General features: G+C 48.3%; 15 protein-coding genes. 10 read left to right on the forward strand and 5 right to left on the reverse strand.

The window, feature by feature from the left end:
• Window positions 1-9: 9 nt before the first annotated feature.
• Window positions 10-738 carry a transcriptional repressor LexA gene (gene lexA / locus NXS08_RS01890; protein ID WP_259136565.1) on the reverse strand — a complete coding sequence of 243 codons (729 nt, stop codon included), beginning with the start codon at window positions 736-738 and terminating at the stop codon, window positions 10-12.
• 202 nt (window positions 739-940) lie between these two features.
• On the opposite strand from lexA, the gene NXS08_RS01895 reads away from it, so the two are divergent.
• Window positions 941-1,453 (forward strand): LysM peptidoglycan-binding domain-containing protein, encoded by a 513-nt coding sequence (locus NXS08_RS01895; protein WP_259136567.1) that lies wholly within the window; start codon window positions 941-943, stop codon window positions 1,451-1,453.
• Between the two features lie 88 nt (window positions 1,454-1,541).
• Window positions 1,542-2,006, forward strand: coding sequence for a transcriptional regulator NrdR (nrdR, locus tag NXS08_RS01900; RefSeq protein ID WP_259136569.1), 465 nt, complete (start codon window positions 1,542-1,544; stop codon window positions 2,004-2,006).
• 69 nt (window positions 2,007-2,075) lie between these two features.
• On the opposite strand, the gene NXS08_RS01905 is transcribed toward nrdR, so the two are convergent.
• Window positions 2,076-4,094 carry an AMP-binding protein gene (locus NXS08_RS01905; RefSeq protein ID WP_259136571.1) on the reverse strand — a complete coding sequence of 673 codons (2,019 nt, stop codon included), beginning with the start codon at window positions 4,092-4,094 and terminating at the stop codon, window positions 2,076-2,078.
• 79 nt (window positions 4,095-4,173) lie between these two features.
• Window positions 4,174-6,390 carry an AAA family ATPase gene (locus tag NXS08_RS01910; protein ID WP_259136574.1) on the reverse strand — a complete coding sequence of 739 codons (2,217 nt, stop codon included), beginning with the start codon at window positions 6,388-6,390 and terminating at the stop codon, window positions 4,174-4,176.
• 241 nt (window positions 6,391-6,631) lie between these two features.
• Here NXS08_RS01910 and NXS08_RS01915 point away from each other — a divergent pair, with 241 nt between their 5' ends.
• Window positions 6,632-7,543, forward strand: a complete 912-nt coding sequence (locus NXS08_RS01915; RefSeq protein ID WP_259136577.1) for a PAC2 family protein — start codon at window positions 6,632-6,634, stop codon at window positions 7,541-7,543.
• On the opposite strand, the gene NXS08_RS01920 is transcribed toward NXS08_RS01915, so the two are convergent.
• On the reverse strand, window positions 7,540-8,364 hold the full coding sequence (locus tag NXS08_RS01920) for a spermidine synthase (protein ID WP_259136579.1): 825 nt from the start codon (window positions 8,362-8,364) through the stop codon (window positions 7,540-7,542). The genes NXS08_RS01915 and NXS08_RS01920 overlap by 4 nt on opposite strands.
• 39 nt (window positions 8,365-8,403) lie before the next feature.
• Between NXS08_RS01920 and dinB the strand changes: the two genes are divergently transcribed.
• Together dinB and NXS08_RS01930 are read left to right on the forward strand one after the other, a co-directional pair.
• Window positions 8,404-9,618 (forward strand): DNA polymerase IV, encoded by a 1,215-nt coding sequence (gene dinB, locus NXS08_RS01925; RefSeq protein WP_259136589.1) that lies wholly within the window; start codon window positions 8,404-8,406, stop codon window positions 9,616-9,618.
• Window positions 9,619-9,740: 122 nt separating this feature from the next.
• Window positions 9,741-10,046: a DUF3040 domain-containing protein gene (locus tag NXS08_RS01930; RefSeq protein ID WP_259136592.1), complete on the forward strand. Its 306-nt coding sequence runs from the start codon at window positions 9,741-9,743 to the stop codon at window positions 10,044-10,046.
• Window positions 10,047-10,217: 171 nt separating this feature from the next.
• Here the strand turns inward: NXS08_RS01930 and NXS08_RS01935 are convergent, their stop codons facing one another.
• Window positions 10,218-11,462 (reverse strand): glucose-1-phosphate adenylyltransferase, encoded by a 1,245-nt coding sequence (locus NXS08_RS01935; RefSeq protein ID WP_259136594.1) that lies wholly within the window; start codon window positions 11,460-11,462, stop codon window positions 10,218-10,220.
• A 108-nt stretch (window positions 11,463-11,570) separates the two neighbouring features.
• On the opposite strand from NXS08_RS01935, the gene glgA reads away from it, so the two are divergent.
• The 5 genes from glgA (at window position 11,571) to NXS08_RS01960 (ending at window position 16,398) form a co-directional block, all read left to right on the forward strand.
• Window positions 11,571-12,794, forward strand: a complete 1,224-nt coding sequence (gene glgA, locus NXS08_RS01940; RefSeq protein WP_259136597.1) for a glycogen synthase — start codon at window positions 11,571-11,573, stop codon at window positions 12,792-12,794.
• A gap of 9 nt (window positions 12,795-12,803) precedes the next feature.
• Window positions 12,804-13,604, forward strand: coding sequence for an ABC transporter ATP-binding protein (locus NXS08_RS01945; RefSeq protein WP_259136599.1), 801 nt, complete (start codon window positions 12,804-12,806; stop codon window positions 13,602-13,604).
• 42 nt (window positions 13,605-13,646) lie between these two features.
• On the forward strand, window positions 13,647-14,081 hold the full coding sequence (locus tag NXS08_RS01950) for an NfeD family protein (RefSeq protein WP_259136601.1): 435 nt from the start codon (window positions 13,647-13,649) through the stop codon (window positions 14,079-14,081).
• Between the two features lie 29 nt (window positions 14,082-14,110).
• Window positions 14,111-14,992 carry an SPFH domain-containing protein gene (locus NXS08_RS01955; protein ID WP_310546858.1) on the forward strand — a complete coding sequence of 294 codons (882 nt, stop codon included), beginning with the start codon at window positions 14,111-14,113 and terminating at the stop codon, window positions 14,990-14,992.
• A gap of 68 nt (window positions 14,993-15,060) precedes the next feature.
• Window positions 15,061-16,398 carry a glutamine synthetase family protein gene (locus tag NXS08_RS01960; protein ID WP_259136604.1) on the forward strand — a complete coding sequence of 446 codons (1,338 nt, stop codon included), beginning with the start codon at window positions 15,061-15,063 and terminating at the stop codon, window positions 16,396-16,398.
• Window positions 16,399-16,422 lie beyond the last annotated feature (24 nt).

Consider the following 16,422-nt stretch of genomic DNA (forward strand, 5'->3'; position numbering starts at 1 on the left):
CCGGGCGGTTTATAGGGAACGGATCACTGTAACTACTTTTCCTAAAATTGTAGCTTGGTTTCCTAAAATTGGCTGATAGTTTTCGTTGCAAGGAAGTAGCCAGATGTTGCCATCTTTTTTTGAAAGTACTTTAACGGTGGCTTCACCATCTAGCATGGCAGCTACTATTTCCCCTTCTGAGGCAGTGTTTTGCTGTCTAACTACAACATAGTCACCATCGCAAATAGCAGCTTCTACCATGGAGTCTCCGGAAACTTCCAGAACAAATAGTTCACCTTTACCGGTGAAACGCTGGGGGAGGGTGAAGACATCATCAACTGATTGTTCTGCGGTGATCGGAGTTCCCGCGGCGATTCTACCTACCAGGGGCACATCGGTAGTGGGGTTGTCAGAAATGGTGGAGATGGGAATGTAGCAGGTGGTTTCTGTCGCGGGATTTTCTGTCACGGGATTTTCGGCTGGAACTTCGGTTTCGGTTGGGGAAGAGATAGCTTCAATCAGTTCCAGGGCGCGTGGTAGGCCAGGGGCGCGGCGGATATATCCTTTTTCTTCCAGGATGTCTAAGTGGTGCTTAACAGTGGAAGAAGAAGAAAGTCCGGTTGCTTCTGCGATTTCTCTTACCGAGGGCGGGTATCCGTGAGTTTCGATCGAGGCGCGAAGTACTTCTAAGATGGCGCCTTGACGCTTAGTGAGTGCGGGGCGTTGATCCGCAGCTGAGGCTCTCAGAGGCTGAGTCATGGCGTCTTCCTTAAAGCTAGATAGGTAGGAATTTTGCTTAAGCCAAAAATTGTGTCAGTGCAAGGTTCTTTAATGGCTATGTAATCAGTTTAGGTGAAAAATAACGAAATTAAAACATATGTTCGATAAAGTCTTGCATTCGATTCGCAAATGCGATATCGTACATATGTTCGACGAACAAGTGTTCGATAAGGAGTATGAAATGAGCGCATTAACTATTACCCCAGTCCCTGAAGCTGGATCTGTGATCAAACCGCGCAAAAATCGGCGGGGAATTTCTGCTTCACGGGGGCACTTGTACGTGGTACCAGAAGTTCACATTCCAACACCTCAACGTGAGCTTCATAAAGTGGTTTCCGCACCTTTGGAACGTTCCCCCAAGGTTATCCAAAGGGCGGAAACCAAAACGTCTGCTTTTAGCGTGAATGATCTCCAGCTTGCTCCTGGGAAAAAGATCACTGGAAAAGAAATCTTTATTCTTTTAACTGCAGTTATTTTCGGGATTATGGTTCTCTTAACAGTCTTTACTCCAGCGCAGGCAGAACAATTGACAACGGCGTATGTGACGACAGGAGACTCACTGTGGTCGATTGCTGCAACGCGTACTCCAGCTGGAGGAGACGTGGCAGAGACGGTATATCAAATCCAGCTATTAAATGATTTAAATGGAGAAACCTTACAGGTGGGGCAGAAGCTGATAGTTCCAGTAAAATAAACAGTTTTCCCAAAGGGAAAGAGTTTTATGGCAGTCTACCTTGTAGTACTATCAGATTAGTTCTGGAAGTAGATTAAAGGATAGTAAAGTGCACTGCCCATTTTGTCAGCATGATGATTCCCGCGTGGTCGATACCCGCTTATCTGATGACGGGTTATCAATTAGGCGACGGCGCGAATGCGTCAAGTGTAAAAGACGTTTCACAACGATAGAAACCAGTAGTTTCTCAGTTGAAAAACGCTCTGGAGTAGTAGAACCTTTTTCAAAGGACAAAGTTATCGCCGGCGTCCGTAAAGCCTGCCAAGGAAGACCAGTTGATGAACATTCTCTTGCTCTTTTAGCTCAACGCGTTGAAGAGCAGTTAAGAACAGCCGGGAGCTCAATCGTTTCAACCGATGAAGTAGGTAAAGCAATCCAACCGTTTTTGCGTGAACTTGATGAAGTAGCTTACCTACGGTTCGCATCAGTTTACTCAGGGTTTCAATCTTTAGAAGACTTTGAAAATGCAATTGCCAGCTTACGTGCAGATCGACAGGAACGTGAACGGGGTTAAACCTTAACCCCGAAGCGGTAAGCTACGCGGCCTTTAGCTGCCCCCAGGTAAAATCTGGGGGCAACTAAATTATTTGTCGTCAGCAATTGGGGAAGCATTCTCTGAAAGGTTAGCTTTGAGATCTTCCGAAGCGATAGCTTCTTTCGCATCTTCCGCAGGGTTAGTCGCTTTAGATTCCGCTACTTCAGGGGTCGGTGAAGTCGAATCAGCAGCGGTATCGTCATCATCAGTTTTGTTAAAGAAAGGTAACTCTTTAATCATTTCTTGAGCTTGCGCAGTTCTTTCACTCACCTGTTCGGTTAATTCTCGAATCTGATCTTTAGCTACTTCAGATCCAACCCGTAGGTGTTCAATTGCAGTTTCCGAAGCAACCCTAACCTGCTCAAGTAAACCTTCTGAGGTTTCCGATATGCCGATTATGGCCTCACGAACGCGGCGGCGCATCACCTTACCAATTTGTGACTTGGGAAGTTCAGGCAAAATAAAAATCTGCCGCGGTAAAGCATAGTGTGAAATCGACTTTTCTGCCCAAGCGCGCACGTCCTCAAGAGTAACTGAAACACCCGGCTCTAAAATCAACGCTGCTACCACATCTTCTCCGCGTACGGATTCAGGTAAACCAACTACCGCCACGTCACAAACTCCGGGCATGGTCCGAACTGCTTCTTCAACCTGACTCGGATAGACATTAAAACCGCCGGTAATAATCAGTTCTTTACGACGGTCAGCCATCACCACAAATCCGTCTTTAACCTGCACTAAATCGCCAGTACGTAACCAGCCAGCGTGGAAAGCATTCGCAGTTTCTTCTGGATTATCCCAGTAGCCGCTAAAAACCTGCGGTCCTTTAACTAATAGTTCACCCACTTCACCAAAGACCACGTCCTCGTCCAAATTGTCAGGATTAGCAATCCGAATATCTGTTGAGGGGAAGGGGACACCTAAAGCTCCGGGCCGACGCAAGGGAGATAACGGGCTACCAAGAATCACCGGAGCGGCTTCAGTCATCCCGTATCCTTCGATCAGCAATCCTGAAGTAGCTTCTTCCCAAGCTGCCGCAATCTGTGCTGACAGAGGCATCGCTCCAGACAGGGCGTAGCGGATAGTACTAAGGTCATCTTCTGGTGTACAAGATTTCAAGATCCGATCAAACATAGGAGCTACCCCGGGGAAGAAAGTACAGGGAATTCTCCGCTGTGCTTGCAAAATCATTTCCACTTCAAACTTAGGGAAAAGCACTAAAGTGGCACCAAGTTTAAAACCGGCAGTAAGTGCCGTGGTCATCCCAAAAGCATGGAATAGAGGAAGAACTGTGTAGAAAGTCTCTGCTCCCTCGTGTAACTGAGGAACCCAAGCAACTGATTGATTGACATTCGCATTTAAACTGCTATGAGTGAGCATTACCGCCTTGGGAATACCAGTTGTGCCGCCGGTATGGAGAAAAAGAGCCACATCGTCAGCTTCAGCAGGACACTGTCCTTTCCACGGCCCAGACGCTTTCACACATGAATCCCATGAACGCACCCACTTAGGGTGAGGAGCCCGCATTTGCGCCCGCTTTTCACGTGCCGGAGGAATCGGCAAGCTAAGTAAAAAACGGGAAGAAAAAGGAAGAGCTTTAGTTAAATCAACTGCGAAAACAACTTCTGCCCCAACCACTTCAGTGTCAATCGATTCCAGGGATTTTTCCCAAACAATCAGCGCTTTAGCTCCAGCTCGCTTTAACTCTTCAGAAAGTTCAGCTTTAGGGGAAAGGGGATTAGTCTCTACTGCGATAGCCCCAATATGCATAATCGCATAGAGAGCCACCACATGCTGAGTACAGTTCGGCAGCGTGATTCCCACTCGATCACCTGCCCTTACCCCCGCTTGATAAAGGACACGGGCAGCTTGCTTGATCTGCCGCGCCAACTGCGCGTAAGTAGTTTGCTTTCCCAGAAAATCTAGGGCAACTCTCTGGGGGTAGCGATCAGCTACTTCGAAGAAAATTGTTGGCAGAGGACGAGTTTCTTCCTCAACGATATAAGGAACTCCCGGAGCATAAGAGTCACGTAACTGTTGGGTAAGGGAAGTAACTGGAACTGACACTACATTGGCTTTCTAAACGGCGAAACTACAAATTTTATTTTAACTTACCAACTGGATAATCGGCTGCAGACAGATTGTTTTAAAGTTCCAGCGCAGCAGGCACTGGTCGGCTACTTACCACATGTAAACGCTGCGTAGGGCGGGTCATAGCTACGTAAATATCCCCGGGATTTTGGGCAATTAACTCCTCAGGTTCAACAACAATTACGTAATCAAATTCCAAACCCTTCGACTGCAGGGCACTCATCAGGCTAACGCGAGAATCTAAAGAAGAATCTAAGTTCAGCTCAGTATGCCAGTTGGACACTTTATCGCTGGGAACTAAGATCGCTAAGCGTCCCTTTCCTTCACCAACTGTCTGATCAAGTCGTTTAACTTCCGCAGCGATTATCTGTGGCAGGCTAGTTGCCAGGTCGGTAGTTATCGAAAGCTCATAGGAATCAGCAATATCACGGGCAGCGATTACTGGAAAAGCCGCTGGGTAGCCAAGCTCATCCATAAGGGCGTTTGCTCGATTTAACACTGACGCAGGAGTACGGTAAGAGACTTTTAAAACTTCTTCACCAGTTAAAGCTCGCGCAGCCGGTCCTAAAATTTCTTTCCAGGTACGCGGACGGGATTGGGTAGAGCGTTGGTCTAAATCACCAGTAACAGTGAAAGACCGTGCGGGGCAGCGGCGTAGCAGAATATGCCAGGCCAGGGGGTTAAGTTCCTGGGCTTCATCGACAATAATATGCCCGTAAGTCCATTGCCGGTCTTGGGCAGCACGAGTAGCGATAGTTTTCACTTCAGTTTCAGCTGCGGCTCTTTCAGCTAGTAGCCGCGCATCTACTATTCCTCCGCCAAGTTCAAGCGCGGCAATAGCTTCACCTGCGCGCGCAAGTTCTTCCTCATAGGCATGCGCTTTTTCTGCCGCACTTCCAGAACGTTTCGGAAGCTTCCCCAGGAGTTCTTCTAACTCGTCCAAAATTGGCACATCAGATTCCGTAAGCGGATTTCCCCGAGGGCGCCACAATAGCTTTCGTTCTGCAGCAGAAAGCATCGGAGCGCACTGCGCTAAAAATTCTGGGTTAGCGTAGAGTTTTTCAAGAACTTGGATTCCAGACATAGGTAACCAGGCTAGGTTAATAGCTTTTTGTGCGGGGAGGGAACCGCGAATATAGTCGTGATACCACTCGAGATTAGTCCCCATATTCTGGTTTTGCTCATGCATTTGTGCAGCTAGTTTCCCCATTAGTTCCAACGCAAAACCTTCCCAGGCTTCATTATGAGGAAGCCCACTGCGGCGGGCGTTAGCTCGGGCAGCGTAAACGTCTTTAGCAAATAGAGTCACTTGATATGAGGCGATTGACAAACTGGTGTCAGCCGGGACTCTTTCGAATGAACGTGCCGCATTGGCGCAGATTTGGATCCAGTCTAACCGGCCTTTAATTTCACGGACGGTTTCACTATCCCTACCGTGTGCTTTAATCCCCGGTAAGAGGGTAGCCATTGTCCGAGATACTACTCCCGTTTCCCCTAAAGAGGGGAGGACCTTGTCAATGTAGCTTAAGAAAGTGGGGGACGGTCCAATGATTAAGACCCCAGACTTTTCTAGTCGGGCCCTTTCTGCATAGAGTAAGAAAGCCGCTCGGTGCAGGGCAACTGCAGTTTTACCTGTTCCGGGACCACCTTGGATTACTAACAGTCCATCGGCGGTACGTCGAATAATTTCATCTTGTTCTGCTTGAATAGTGGCGACAATATCGCTCATATGCCCGTCGCGAGCTTTAGTAAGTGCTTCCATCAAGGCACCTTCGCCTTGAAAGACGAGTTTATTTTCTGAAACGTGGGCAGTATCTAAAACTTCATCTTCAATCCCGATGACTTTTTGTAAACGGGTTTGGATATGGCGGCGCCTCGCAACTCCTTGCGGGTTAGCGCCGGTAGCTTGATAGAATGGACGCGCTGCCGGAGCCCGCCAGTCAATTAGCATTTGACTACCTACTTCAGAGCGTAAACCGATCCGGCCAATGTAGTGGATCCGCTCATCGGTCATATCTAAGCGCCCAAAGACCAGCCGATCACCAACATTTTCTAAGCGGGTAGCGCCATCTCCCCAGTGGGCGGCGAAAGCGTCTCTTTCAGTTAAAGCCTGGGGACTATTTCGCCATTTAAATGCTTCAGCACTGCGTTGATTTTCTCGGTAGCGGCGACGTAATTTATTAAGGATTTGGTAGGCTGAATCAACAAATGCCTGTTCCACGGCAATTTCAGCCTCAAGACTTCCTGCACCCGTACCGTTAATTTCGTTCAACAACGTGCCTTTCTGTGGGTGGCAACTAAAGTTACAAACAGCCTTTACAAATATATAAAAGCCAAGAAACTATTATGCCTAAATGACAGTTCACTCGCTAGTTTTAATCGAATCGTGGACGCAGCCCAACCTGGTGTTTACCCAAATTTAGTTAGGAACAAGTATCGGTGAGCAGCAGGTAAAAAGGGACAAGGGATAGCATCATTGCTAAGCTGGAGATAAAGTATCGAAAGGAGTGATTATGCTGTACGAAATCGAAAATCAGCTACCCGAAAAAGCACCCCTTTTGATCGTATATTTTACCGGCGTTACCGACGCAGGCTTAGCTGGCAGAATCGCCATAGAACAACTCTATGCAGCCTTACCATCAAAAACTTTAGTCCGCTTTAACCTAGACGAGTTGATTAACTACCGTCACGCGGAACCGGGAATCTATGTGGAAAACTGGATGGTTGCAAAAATGGAAGAGATCGAATTAACCTTAGATCTGCTCCACGACGATGACGGCACCCCAATTCTACTGCTCACCGGACAAGAACCCCATTTACGGTGGGAAGCATTCTCAAAGGCAATAGCCGATTTAGCAACTCAAATGGGAGTGGAATTAGCTATCTCATTCAAAGGAATTCCTTTACCGCTCCCGCATACCCGTCAGCCGGTAGTCCACCTATACACTTCAAATGAAGAAGTAGCTAAATCTCAGCCTAAATGGGAGCAGGGGCTTTACTTTCCTTCCTCAGCTTCCCACTACCTGCTCTACCGGCTACAACAAGCTGGCTTTGAAATTATCCACTTCGTTTCTTCTGTTCCCATCTATCTGCGAGATGAACCTTTCCACCCAGCTGCCTTAGCTTTACTTACCAATATTTCACAGCTCCTAAATATTAAACTTCCGATCGGCAACTTAGCTGAAGAAGGTAAGGTAGAAAACTATAACGTGCCAGAGTTAATTGCCCAGGCACCTAACTTTACAAATCTGGTGGAAACTTTTGAAACCCACCACGATGAGCAAATTGTTCCAGCCCTATTGGAAACCCCCAAGTATCCGATTGATTTAGCAGAGTTCGGTCTTAATGAACACGAAATCGATAGCGATGCTTTAGTTGATTCAATCGAACAGTACCTGCGCAGAACTGACGAAGCAGATAGCTAAACTCCTGCCCAACGCCTCACTTTAGGGGTGGGTAAAAGTCTCACAGGAAAAGCCAATTTTCTTAGGTAACGGTCGGTTTCCAACCAGTTTTCAGCAACCTTATTGGCGTCCTCGTCAGCAACAAAATTCCGACCAGCTAAAACCACATTGCCGCAACGCCCTCCGGCTAGTGTCTTCCCATCAGCAAATAAATAAACATCCCTAAAATGGGTTAAAGCAGCCCGAGCTTCTTCCCGCACATCAACCCCATCTCCATGCCGGCAGTTTACAAGTAAAACTCCGCCTCCTCCTAAAGCAGCGGCAGCCTGTTCATAAAAATTAGCTGACCTTAACGGCTCCGGAGTGCGCGCATCGGCAAAAACGTCTCTGACAATCACCTGGAACTTACCGGGACGCACTCCGGCTAAAGTCACTGAAGCATCCTGCTGGCGAAGTTTCAAAGCCGGAGCTTTCGGAAGTGGGAAAAGCTCACGCACCAGATGCAAAAGTTCTCCATTTAAATCCACTGCAACCTGCCGTGAACCGGGACGCAGAGTTTCCCACGCTAACGGTAAACTACAAGCTGCCGCTCCCAAATGCAAAGCCCGTAAAGGCGCAGGAAGAGGGAAAAACGCATTCACCACGCAACTCATATACTGCATATACTCAAACTCCAGCTCTGCCGGATCTAATAAGTTCAGCGCAGAAGACTCTAAACCGTCCAGAAAAACCGTAACCCGCTGCTGGTCGACGCGCAGGCGAAATTCCACGTCTTCAACCATTTGAGTGAACCCATCCGTTAAAGTAGGGGAAGAGACAGTAGTTTTTCTAGTTCGTTTCACAGCCATAGTTTTGACCATACCGAAGAACTGAGGCAGAGTATGTCTAACGCACCGCGCGCCCAACAAATCCCCCGCAACTGGGGAGATGACGACACAAACTGCCACATCCTCCACGTAGATATGGATTCTTTCTACGCACAAGTGGAAATGCTGGAACACCCGCAGTATAAAAACAAACCAATTATCGTAGGGCACAGCCAACCCCGGTCTGTAGTTACCGCCGCCACCTATGATCTGCGGAAACTTGGGATTCGCGCAGGAATGCCCGTCAGCCAAGCGACACGGATAGCTCCCCACGCGATAGTCACTGCTTCCCCCCGCGGAGTCTATCAACAATACTCCCAACAGGTAATGGAAGTACTCTCTACTATCACCCCAGTAGTTGAACAAATCAGTATTGACGAAGCCTTTTTAGATATTTCCGGGGCGCGCCTGCGACTGGGAAATGCTTTAAATATTGCTGCTCTAATCCGCAGTGAGATTAGAAAAAAGGTGGGGCTACCCGCCTCAGTGGGGATTGCCGAAAATAAATCAGTTGCCAAAATTGCGTCTGCTCACGCTAAACCAGATGGAGTTTTACTGATTCCCGCCAACTCTACTGCAGAGTTTTTACGTTTACTTCCGGTGGGCGCCATCTGGGGCGTAGGTAAACAAACTCAACGAGCCTTAGAAAAATATGGGATTGAAACTGTCGCCCAACTAGCTGATTTACCGATTAGACAACTCGAAAGAATCGTCGGTAAAGCTGCTGCCTATAGTTTGCATCGGTTAGCCAATGGCATTGACACCCGTAAAGTAGGTACTCCGGCGGGAGAGAAATCAATCTCGACTGAAAATACTTTCGCAACTGATTTAACTGACCCGAAGCTACTTCATAAACTGATTATCGAGTACGCGCATGACTGTGCAAAACGCCTCCGCCAAGGAGGTTGGGTATGTTGGACGGTAAGCATTAAAGTGAGGGCAGCTGATTTCACGACGGTGACTCGCTCGCGGACTTTGCGTCGTCCTACTGATTTGGGGACTGAAGTTGCTGAGGCAGCGCAGGATTTACTTAATGTTTTGGGGATTCCTCGCGGTGGGGTGCGTTTACTGGGGGTGAAAGTGGAGTCGCTTCAAGCTGCCGCGGCTGGGGTAGCTACTTTTTTGGATGAGGAGAATCTTAATCTGGAAAAAACTGAGCGGAGTATGGATAAAGTTCATGAAAAGTTTGGCAAAGATGCGCTACGCCCGGCGAGTTTGTTAGGAGATTAGAAATCTTTGCTTTCTTAACAGTTGTACAATTGCGCATTTTCTAAGCGGATTGCTTAAACTGGATTTATCAACTACTTTACTGGGGTGTGAGGTAGAAATGGGAAGTTGGAAGAAGACTGAAGATGAGCTTATCTGAACAAGAGCGGCAGATACTGGAACAGATGGAAAAAGAGTTCCGCCAAGAAGATCCTGCGTTGGTAGCTACTTTAGGGCTTTCTAAAGATTCCGCTGAAACTTCACAGCCGGGGCGTTTATCGCCGCGAAATTTGGCTGTGGGAGCAACCTTAGCTGTGCTAGGTTTAATTTTGCCGATTATCGGGATTACTTTAGGGGGCAAATGGTATCCGCTCGGCTTTGGCGTAACCGGTTTCGCCCTGATGGTTTACGGGGTTTTGTTAGCTTTGCGTCCCGTAGGCAAGGGCAAATAGCTGGTTAAAAATATTTCCGAGGGCGCTTAACTTCTGTAAATAGTTAGTTAAGCGCCTTTTGTGCCGGCGGGATTACTGTCGGATTTTATTAAAGTTGGTGGGGTGAAACAAAGTTTCACCCCACCAACTTATGATTTGCTTAAGCGGATTTTAACTATTGGCTAAGCTAAGTTAAAGTCCTCGGTGAACGGTTACCCCCTTGGGGACAACGGTGATACCTGATTCTGTCACTGTGAATCCGCGGGCCCGGTCCAGATCGTGATCAATACCGATTGTGGCGCCTTCTTCAACAATCACGTTCTTATCTAAGATGGCGCGTTTAACTACCGCGGAGCGGCCAATCCGGCAGCTATCCATAATCACAGATCCCTCAACTCGCGACCAGGAGTGGACGTGAACTAAAGGTGAAATTACAGAAGAAGATACTTCACCTCCGGAAATAATTACGCCGGGGGAAACTAACGAGTCGGTGGCGACTCCCATACGGGTGCCTGGATCACCGTAAACGAACTTGGCTGGAGGCAGGTATCCGGGAATGTTCGTTAAAGTTGGCCACTCTTGGTTGTAAAGGTTGAATACTGGGTGGATAGAGATGAGATCCATATGTGCTTCGTAGTAGGCATCTAAAGTTCCCACATCCCGCCAGTAGTCGCGGTCACGTTCAGTTGAACCAGGGACTTTATTGTGAATGAAGTCGTAGATACCACAACCACCATTTTCCACGAACCAAGGAACAATATCGCCGCCCATGTCGTGGCGGGAGTCTTCGCGGGAAGCATCCAGTTCAAGGGCTTCAATTAAAGCATCAGTGGTGAACACGTAGTTACCCATCGAAGCAAGGAAGGAACCCGGATCATCTGGTAAACCTTCAGCATGTTCTGGTTTTTCTTGGAATTCTTTAATCTGCCCTTCTTCGGCTTTGATAACTCCGAAAGAAGAAGAAAGGTAGAGTGGCTGGCGGATACCGGCAACTGTGCAGGGGAGACCTGATTCAATATGGTGTTCCACCATCTTAGAAAAGTCCATCCGGTAAATGTTATCGGCACCGATAATCAGGATGTAGTCTGGGCGTTCATCATCAACGATATTCAGTGACTGGTAGATTGCGTCGGCAGAACCGAGGTACCAGTGGGGGCCGCGACGTTGCTGTGCGGGCACTGGAGCAATATAGTCACCTAACATAGTTGACATACGCCAGGCTTTAGTAATATGTCGGTCAAGTGAATGTGACATATATTGGGTGAGAACCACAACTTTGGTATAGCCGGAATTAACAATATTCGACAGAGCGAAATCAATTAGGCGGAAATGACCACCGAAAGGAACAGCCGGCTTTGCCCGATCCTTGGTGAGTGGCATTAGGCGCTTTCCCTCGCCGCCTGCGAGGACAATCGCCAGTACTCTTGGTTGTCTCATGTATTTAGGATAACTTGTTGCAAGTCTTAGCGGGGGCGGATTGAACAAGGTAACTTTAGATATGTAGAGAATTAATTCCTCAACATAATTTCTAACAGGAGAGCCAAAATGCGCGTCGATTTGTTAACCAGAGAATACCCTCCTTTTATCTATGGCGGGGCCGGAGTACATGTCAATGAACTGGCGCGTGTACTACGCCCTTTAATCGATGTGCGTGTACATGCTTTTGACGGCCCGCGCCTACCCGGCACTCCCGGAGCCGACCCGGGAGTGACAGGTTACAGTGAATTAGCTGGACTAGAAGGAACTAATCCGGCATTAAAAACCTTCGGAGTAGATTTACAAATCGCACAGGGAGTGGCAGGCGCAGACCTGGTACACTCACACACCTGGTATGCAAATTTTGCCGGACACCTGGCCCATTTGTTACATGACGTACCCCACGTTATTTCAGCTCATTCACTGGAACCACTGCGCCCTTGGAAAGCCGAGCAACTGGGCGGCGGCTACCGGCTTTCTTCCTTCGCAGAAAAAACTGCTTACGAGGGCGCTGCCGGCATCATCGCGGTTTCTAACGGAATGCGTGACGATATTCTGCGCTGCTACCCGGCAGTAGACCCCGAAAAAGTACACGTGGTACATAACGGAATTGACCTGTCGGACTGGGCTCGTCCAGAAACAGAAACTGCCCAAGCAGCAGCTCAAGCAACCTTAGGGCGGTTAGGGATTCTTCCCGATGTTCCAACCGTAGTTTTCGTAGGGCGGATTACCCGACAAAAAGGACTTCCACATCTTCTGCGCGCACTGCGACAAATCCCTGCTGATGCCCAGATTGTGCTCTGCGCCGGAGCCCCGGATACTCCAGAGATTATGGCTGAAGTTGAAGCACTGGTGGCGCAGCTGCAGGCAGAACGCCCCCTGGTACATTTAATCACCGAAATGCTTCCCCGAGAGGAACTGGTTGCCGTACTGGCAGCTGCCACCGTATTTGTGACGCCCTCGGTCTATGAACCACTTGGAATAGTCAATTTAGAAGCCATGGCAGTGAACCTGCCGGTAGTTGGAACAGCCACCGGAGGAATTCCAGATGTGATTGTAGACGGAGAAACTGGCTACCTGGTACCTATTGAACAGTTAAATGACGGAACCGGAACCCCGGTTAATCCTGAAAAATTCCAAGCAGATTTAGCTGAACGGATTACCGCGTTACTGGAAAATCCAAAGTTAGCGAAACAAATGGGAGCAGCTGGACGTAAACGGGTGGAAGACCACTTCGCCTGGACCGCGATCGCGGAGCGAACCCTAGAGGTGTACCGCCACGTTTTACGGTAAAATATTCCTATGAACAACGTCGTAGACTTCCGTAATGTCAGTGTCCGCCGCGGCGGAAAATACATTCTAAAAAATGTCGATTGGACAATTGAACCGGGACAAAATTGGGTAATTCTGGGAGCCAATGGAGCGGGTAAAACTACTTTAGTGAACCTCTTAACCGGAAGAGTATTTCCCTGTTATGAGCCAGAAAACCCTGGGGAAGCAAAAGTCTTAGACTACCAGTTAGGTAAAGTTGATGTAACCGACCTTCGTACCGTAGTGGGGATTGCCTCATCACATGAGAATCATCTTTTCGATACCTACGATACGGTTCTGAACATCGTTGTTGCCGCTCTTTATGGAAAGACTATCCGCGGTCGGGAAGCATACGACCAGGTAGATATTGAAAGAGCTAAAGATTTATTGAAAATCCTAGCTATCGATCACTTAACTGACCGTATTTTTGCCTCTCTTTCCCAAGGTGAAGCCCAACGGGTACTGATTGCCCGTGCGCTGGTAGCTGACCCAGAGATCCTGGTATTAGATGAACCCACCGCCGGCTTAGATATGGGGGCGCGGGAACTTTTACTACTGGCACTTGAAGAAATCGCGAAAGATCGTCACGCTCCCGCGTTAGTGCTAGTCACTCACCACGTAGAAGAAATCCCGGTTGGTTTCACCCACGCGATTCTTCTGAAGGAAGCACAGGTACAGGAAGCCGGACCGATTGCCGGAGTATTAACTAATGAGAAAGTTTCCGCAACTTTCGATCTTCCCCTGGAAGTAGAACTTCGCAATGGGCGTTGGTCAGCGCGCGCCCAACACTGACAGTTGGATTCAGTTTCAGCAGTTTTGGAAGGAAAGAGTTAAATGTCATTTCTTTGGTGGTTCTTAATTGCCCTACTCTTAGCAGTTTTAGAAGTTATTTCAGTAGATCTTTTCTTCTTGACTTTAGCTATTGCCGCAACAGCTGCGGGAGTAGGTAGCTACTTTGGGTTAGATCTGTGGTGGCAAATTGGGATTTTCGCAGTTGTTTCTGTGGTGTTACTGCTAACGCTTCGTCCTTGGGCGCGGAAACTACTGGAAAAATCAGTGCCGGATACGAAACTTAACTTTCAAGCCCTATTAGGACAGGCAGTTCAGGTTGAAGCTGCTGTCAATGACACTGACGGGCGAGTCCGCTTAGCCGGAGACACTTGGACTGCGGTAACTAAAGACTCGCGCGTGTTAGAAGTTGGAGAAACTGCTTACGTAGTGGAAATCAAAGGTGCCACCGTAGTAGTTTCAGAACATAAACCGTTGTAAGAATAATCAATAGATAAAGGAGGCGAGATATGGACGATTTTAGTTTAGGGCCAATTGTGGCGCTGGTCGCTTTGATTTTCATTGTCACCACTGTGATTCGCGCAATTCGCGTGGTTCCCCAGTCACGTGCACTGGTAATTGAACGTTTAGGTAAATTCCACTCAGAAATGTTTGCGGGCATTCACCTGCTGATCCCATTCTTTGACCGGGTAGCTTCTCAGGTGGACTTGCGTGAACAGGTGACATCCTTCCCTCCGCAGCCAGTAATTACAGCTGACAACGTAGTGGTATCTATCGACTCGGTGATTTACCACCAGGTTATGGATCCCAAGGCAGCTACCTACCAGATTGCCAACTACATTCAAGCTATCGAACAGCTCACGGTTTCTACTTTGCGTAACGTGATTGGTTCTATGGACTTAGAACAAACCCTGACTTCTCGCGACCAGATTAAAGATCAGCTTCGCGGAGTTTTGGATGAAGCCACAGGACAGTGGGGGATTCGCGTTAATCGCGTAGAAATCAAAGCAATCGATCCACCACCATCAATCCAACAGGCGATGGAACAGCAGCTGCGAGCTGAACGCGATAAGCGTGCAGCGATTTTGAACGCTGAAGGTATCCGCCAGTCTGAGATTCTCCGCGCCGAAGGTGAAAAGCAGTCTAAGATTTTGCGTGCTGAAGGTGAAGCTCAAGCGAAGGTTTTGGAAGCTGAGGGTGAATCCCGTGCTATCGCACAGGTTTTCGAAGCCATCCACCAAGGCGACCCAGATTCAAAACTGTTGGCATACAAGTATTTGGAAATGCTACCTGAACTTTCCAAGGGCGAAGGATCTAAGGTATGGGTAGTTCCAACCGAACTAACTGCCGCATTGAAGTCTATTTCTGATGGCTTCAACCCAAATAACTAACTAAAATTTCTCAGGTCGGCTCCGTAACTCGGGAGCCGACCTGAAGAATATGTTTCAAAGTAGGACACATGGACGCGCAAAAAGAACACGTACTTAACCAGGTCGCTCAAAAGGGAATACGTTTGATCCGCCTGTGGTTTACGGACGTTTCCGGGACTCTCAAAGCAGTTGCCATTGATCCGGGTGAACTCGAAGATGCCTTCAATGAAGGTATCGGTTTTGACGGTTCCGCCATTCAGGGGATGACCCGCGTCTATGAATCGGATATGCTTTTATTCCCCGACCCATCGACTTTCACCATTTTGCCTGCTCGCAGTGCCGACGATGAACCAGTCGCCCGCCTATTTTGCAACGTTCACACCCCGGATGGGCAACCAGCCCAGTCAGATCCGCGCGGCGTGCTATTACGCACCCTTGAAAAAGCTAAGGCTTTGGGATTCACCGTCATGGTTCACCCTGAAGTTGAGTTCTACCTATTAAAGAACGTTAAGGACCTGAATCAGCTGGAACCAGTTGATAAAGGCGGTTACTTTGACCACGTGGCACGCGGTTCTTCTAACGATTTTCGCCGTAAAGCGGTGCGCGCACTGGAAGAAATGGGCATTGACGTGGAATTCTCTCATCATGAGGGCGGCCCAGGACAGAATGAAATAGATTTACGGGCCACAGATGCGCTTACTTCCGCTGACAATATTATGACACTGCGTACCGTGGTGGAAGAGATTGCACTACAAGAAAACCAGGTGGCAACCTTTATGCCTAAGCCGTTTAAAGATCATCCCGGCTCTGGCATGCACACCCACATTTCTTTATTCGAGGGCGACAAAAACGCTTTTTATGACCCGTCGAATCAATATGAACTGTCCATCATTGGACGCCGCTTCATGGCGGGAGTTTTAGCTCATTCAAGGGAAATCTCGGCAATAGTCGCCCAACACGTTAATTCATATAAACGCCTCTGGGGCGGAGGGGAAGCCCCCTCATTCATTTGCTGGGGACATAATAATCGCTCTGCTTTGATTCGTGTTCCCCTGCACAAACCCGGTAAAGGACGCTCTACCCGGATCGAGTTTAGGGCCATAGATTCTGCCACAAACCCGTACCTTGCCCTGGCCGTGATCATTGCAGCTGGTTTAGCGGGGATTGAAGGAAAATATGAGCTTCCCGAAGAAGCTGAAGATGATATGTGGAGTCTTTCAGACTTAGAGCGGCGGGCATTAGGAGTCGCTCAACTGCCTCACTCACTCTCTGAAGCAATCAGCGCCATGGCCGATTCTGAGTTAGTTGCCCAAACTTTAGGTGAAGAAACTTTTGATTTCGTAATCCGCGAAAAATACTCCGAGTGGCGTGAATACCGCGCCCAAGTTACTCACTGGGAACTGGAACGTTTCCTGAGTAACTCCTAAATCCCGTTAGCCAGGTAGCAAAAG

Origin of the sequence: Gleimia sp. 6138-11-ORH1 (assembly GCF_024814355.1) — a bacterium.
Classification (GTDB): Bacteria; Actinomycetota; Actinomycetes; order Actinomycetales; family Actinomycetaceae; genus Gleimia.

Coding starts and splice junctions, on each gene's coding strand:
- lexA (WP_259136565.1), bottom strand. CDS start 738: ATGACTCAGCCTCTGAGAGCCTCAGCTGCGGATCAACGCCCCGCACTC.
- NXS08_RS01895 (WP_259136567.1), top strand. CDS start 941: ATGAGCGCATTAACTATTACCCCAGTCCCTGAAGCTGGATCTGTGATC.
- NXS08_RS01915 (WP_259136577.1), top strand. CDS start 6,632: ATGCTGTACGAAATCGAAAATCAGCTACCCGAAAAAGCACCCCTTTTG.
- dinB (WP_259136589.1), top strand. CDS start 8,404: ATGTCTAACGCACCGCGCGCCCAACAAATCCCCCGCAACTGGGGAGAT.
- NXS08_RS01930 (WP_259136592.1), top strand. CDS start 9,741: ATGAGCTTATCTGAACAAGAGCGGCAGATACTGGAACAGATGGAAAAA.
- NXS08_RS01935 (WP_259136594.1), bottom strand. CDS start 11,462: ATGAGACAACCAAGAGTACTGGCGATTGTCCTCGCAGGCGGCGAGGGA.
- glgA (WP_259136597.1), top strand. CDS start 11,571: ATGCGCGTCGATTTGTTAACCAGAGAATACCCTCCTTTTATCTATGGC.
- NXS08_RS01945 (WP_259136599.1), top strand. CDS start 12,804: ATGAACAACGTCGTAGACTTCCGTAATGTCAGTGTCCGCCGCGGCGGA.
- NXS08_RS01950 (WP_259136601.1), top strand. CDS start 13,647: ATGTCATTTCTTTGGTGGTTCTTAATTGCCCTACTCTTAGCAGTTTTA.
- NXS08_RS01955 (WP_310546858.1), top strand. CDS start 14,111: ATGGACGATTTTAGTTTAGGGCCAATTGTGGCGCTGGTCGCTTTGATT.
- NXS08_RS01960 (WP_259136604.1), top strand. CDS start 15,061: ATGGACGCGCAAAAAGAACACGTACTTAACCAGGTCGCTCAAAAGGGA.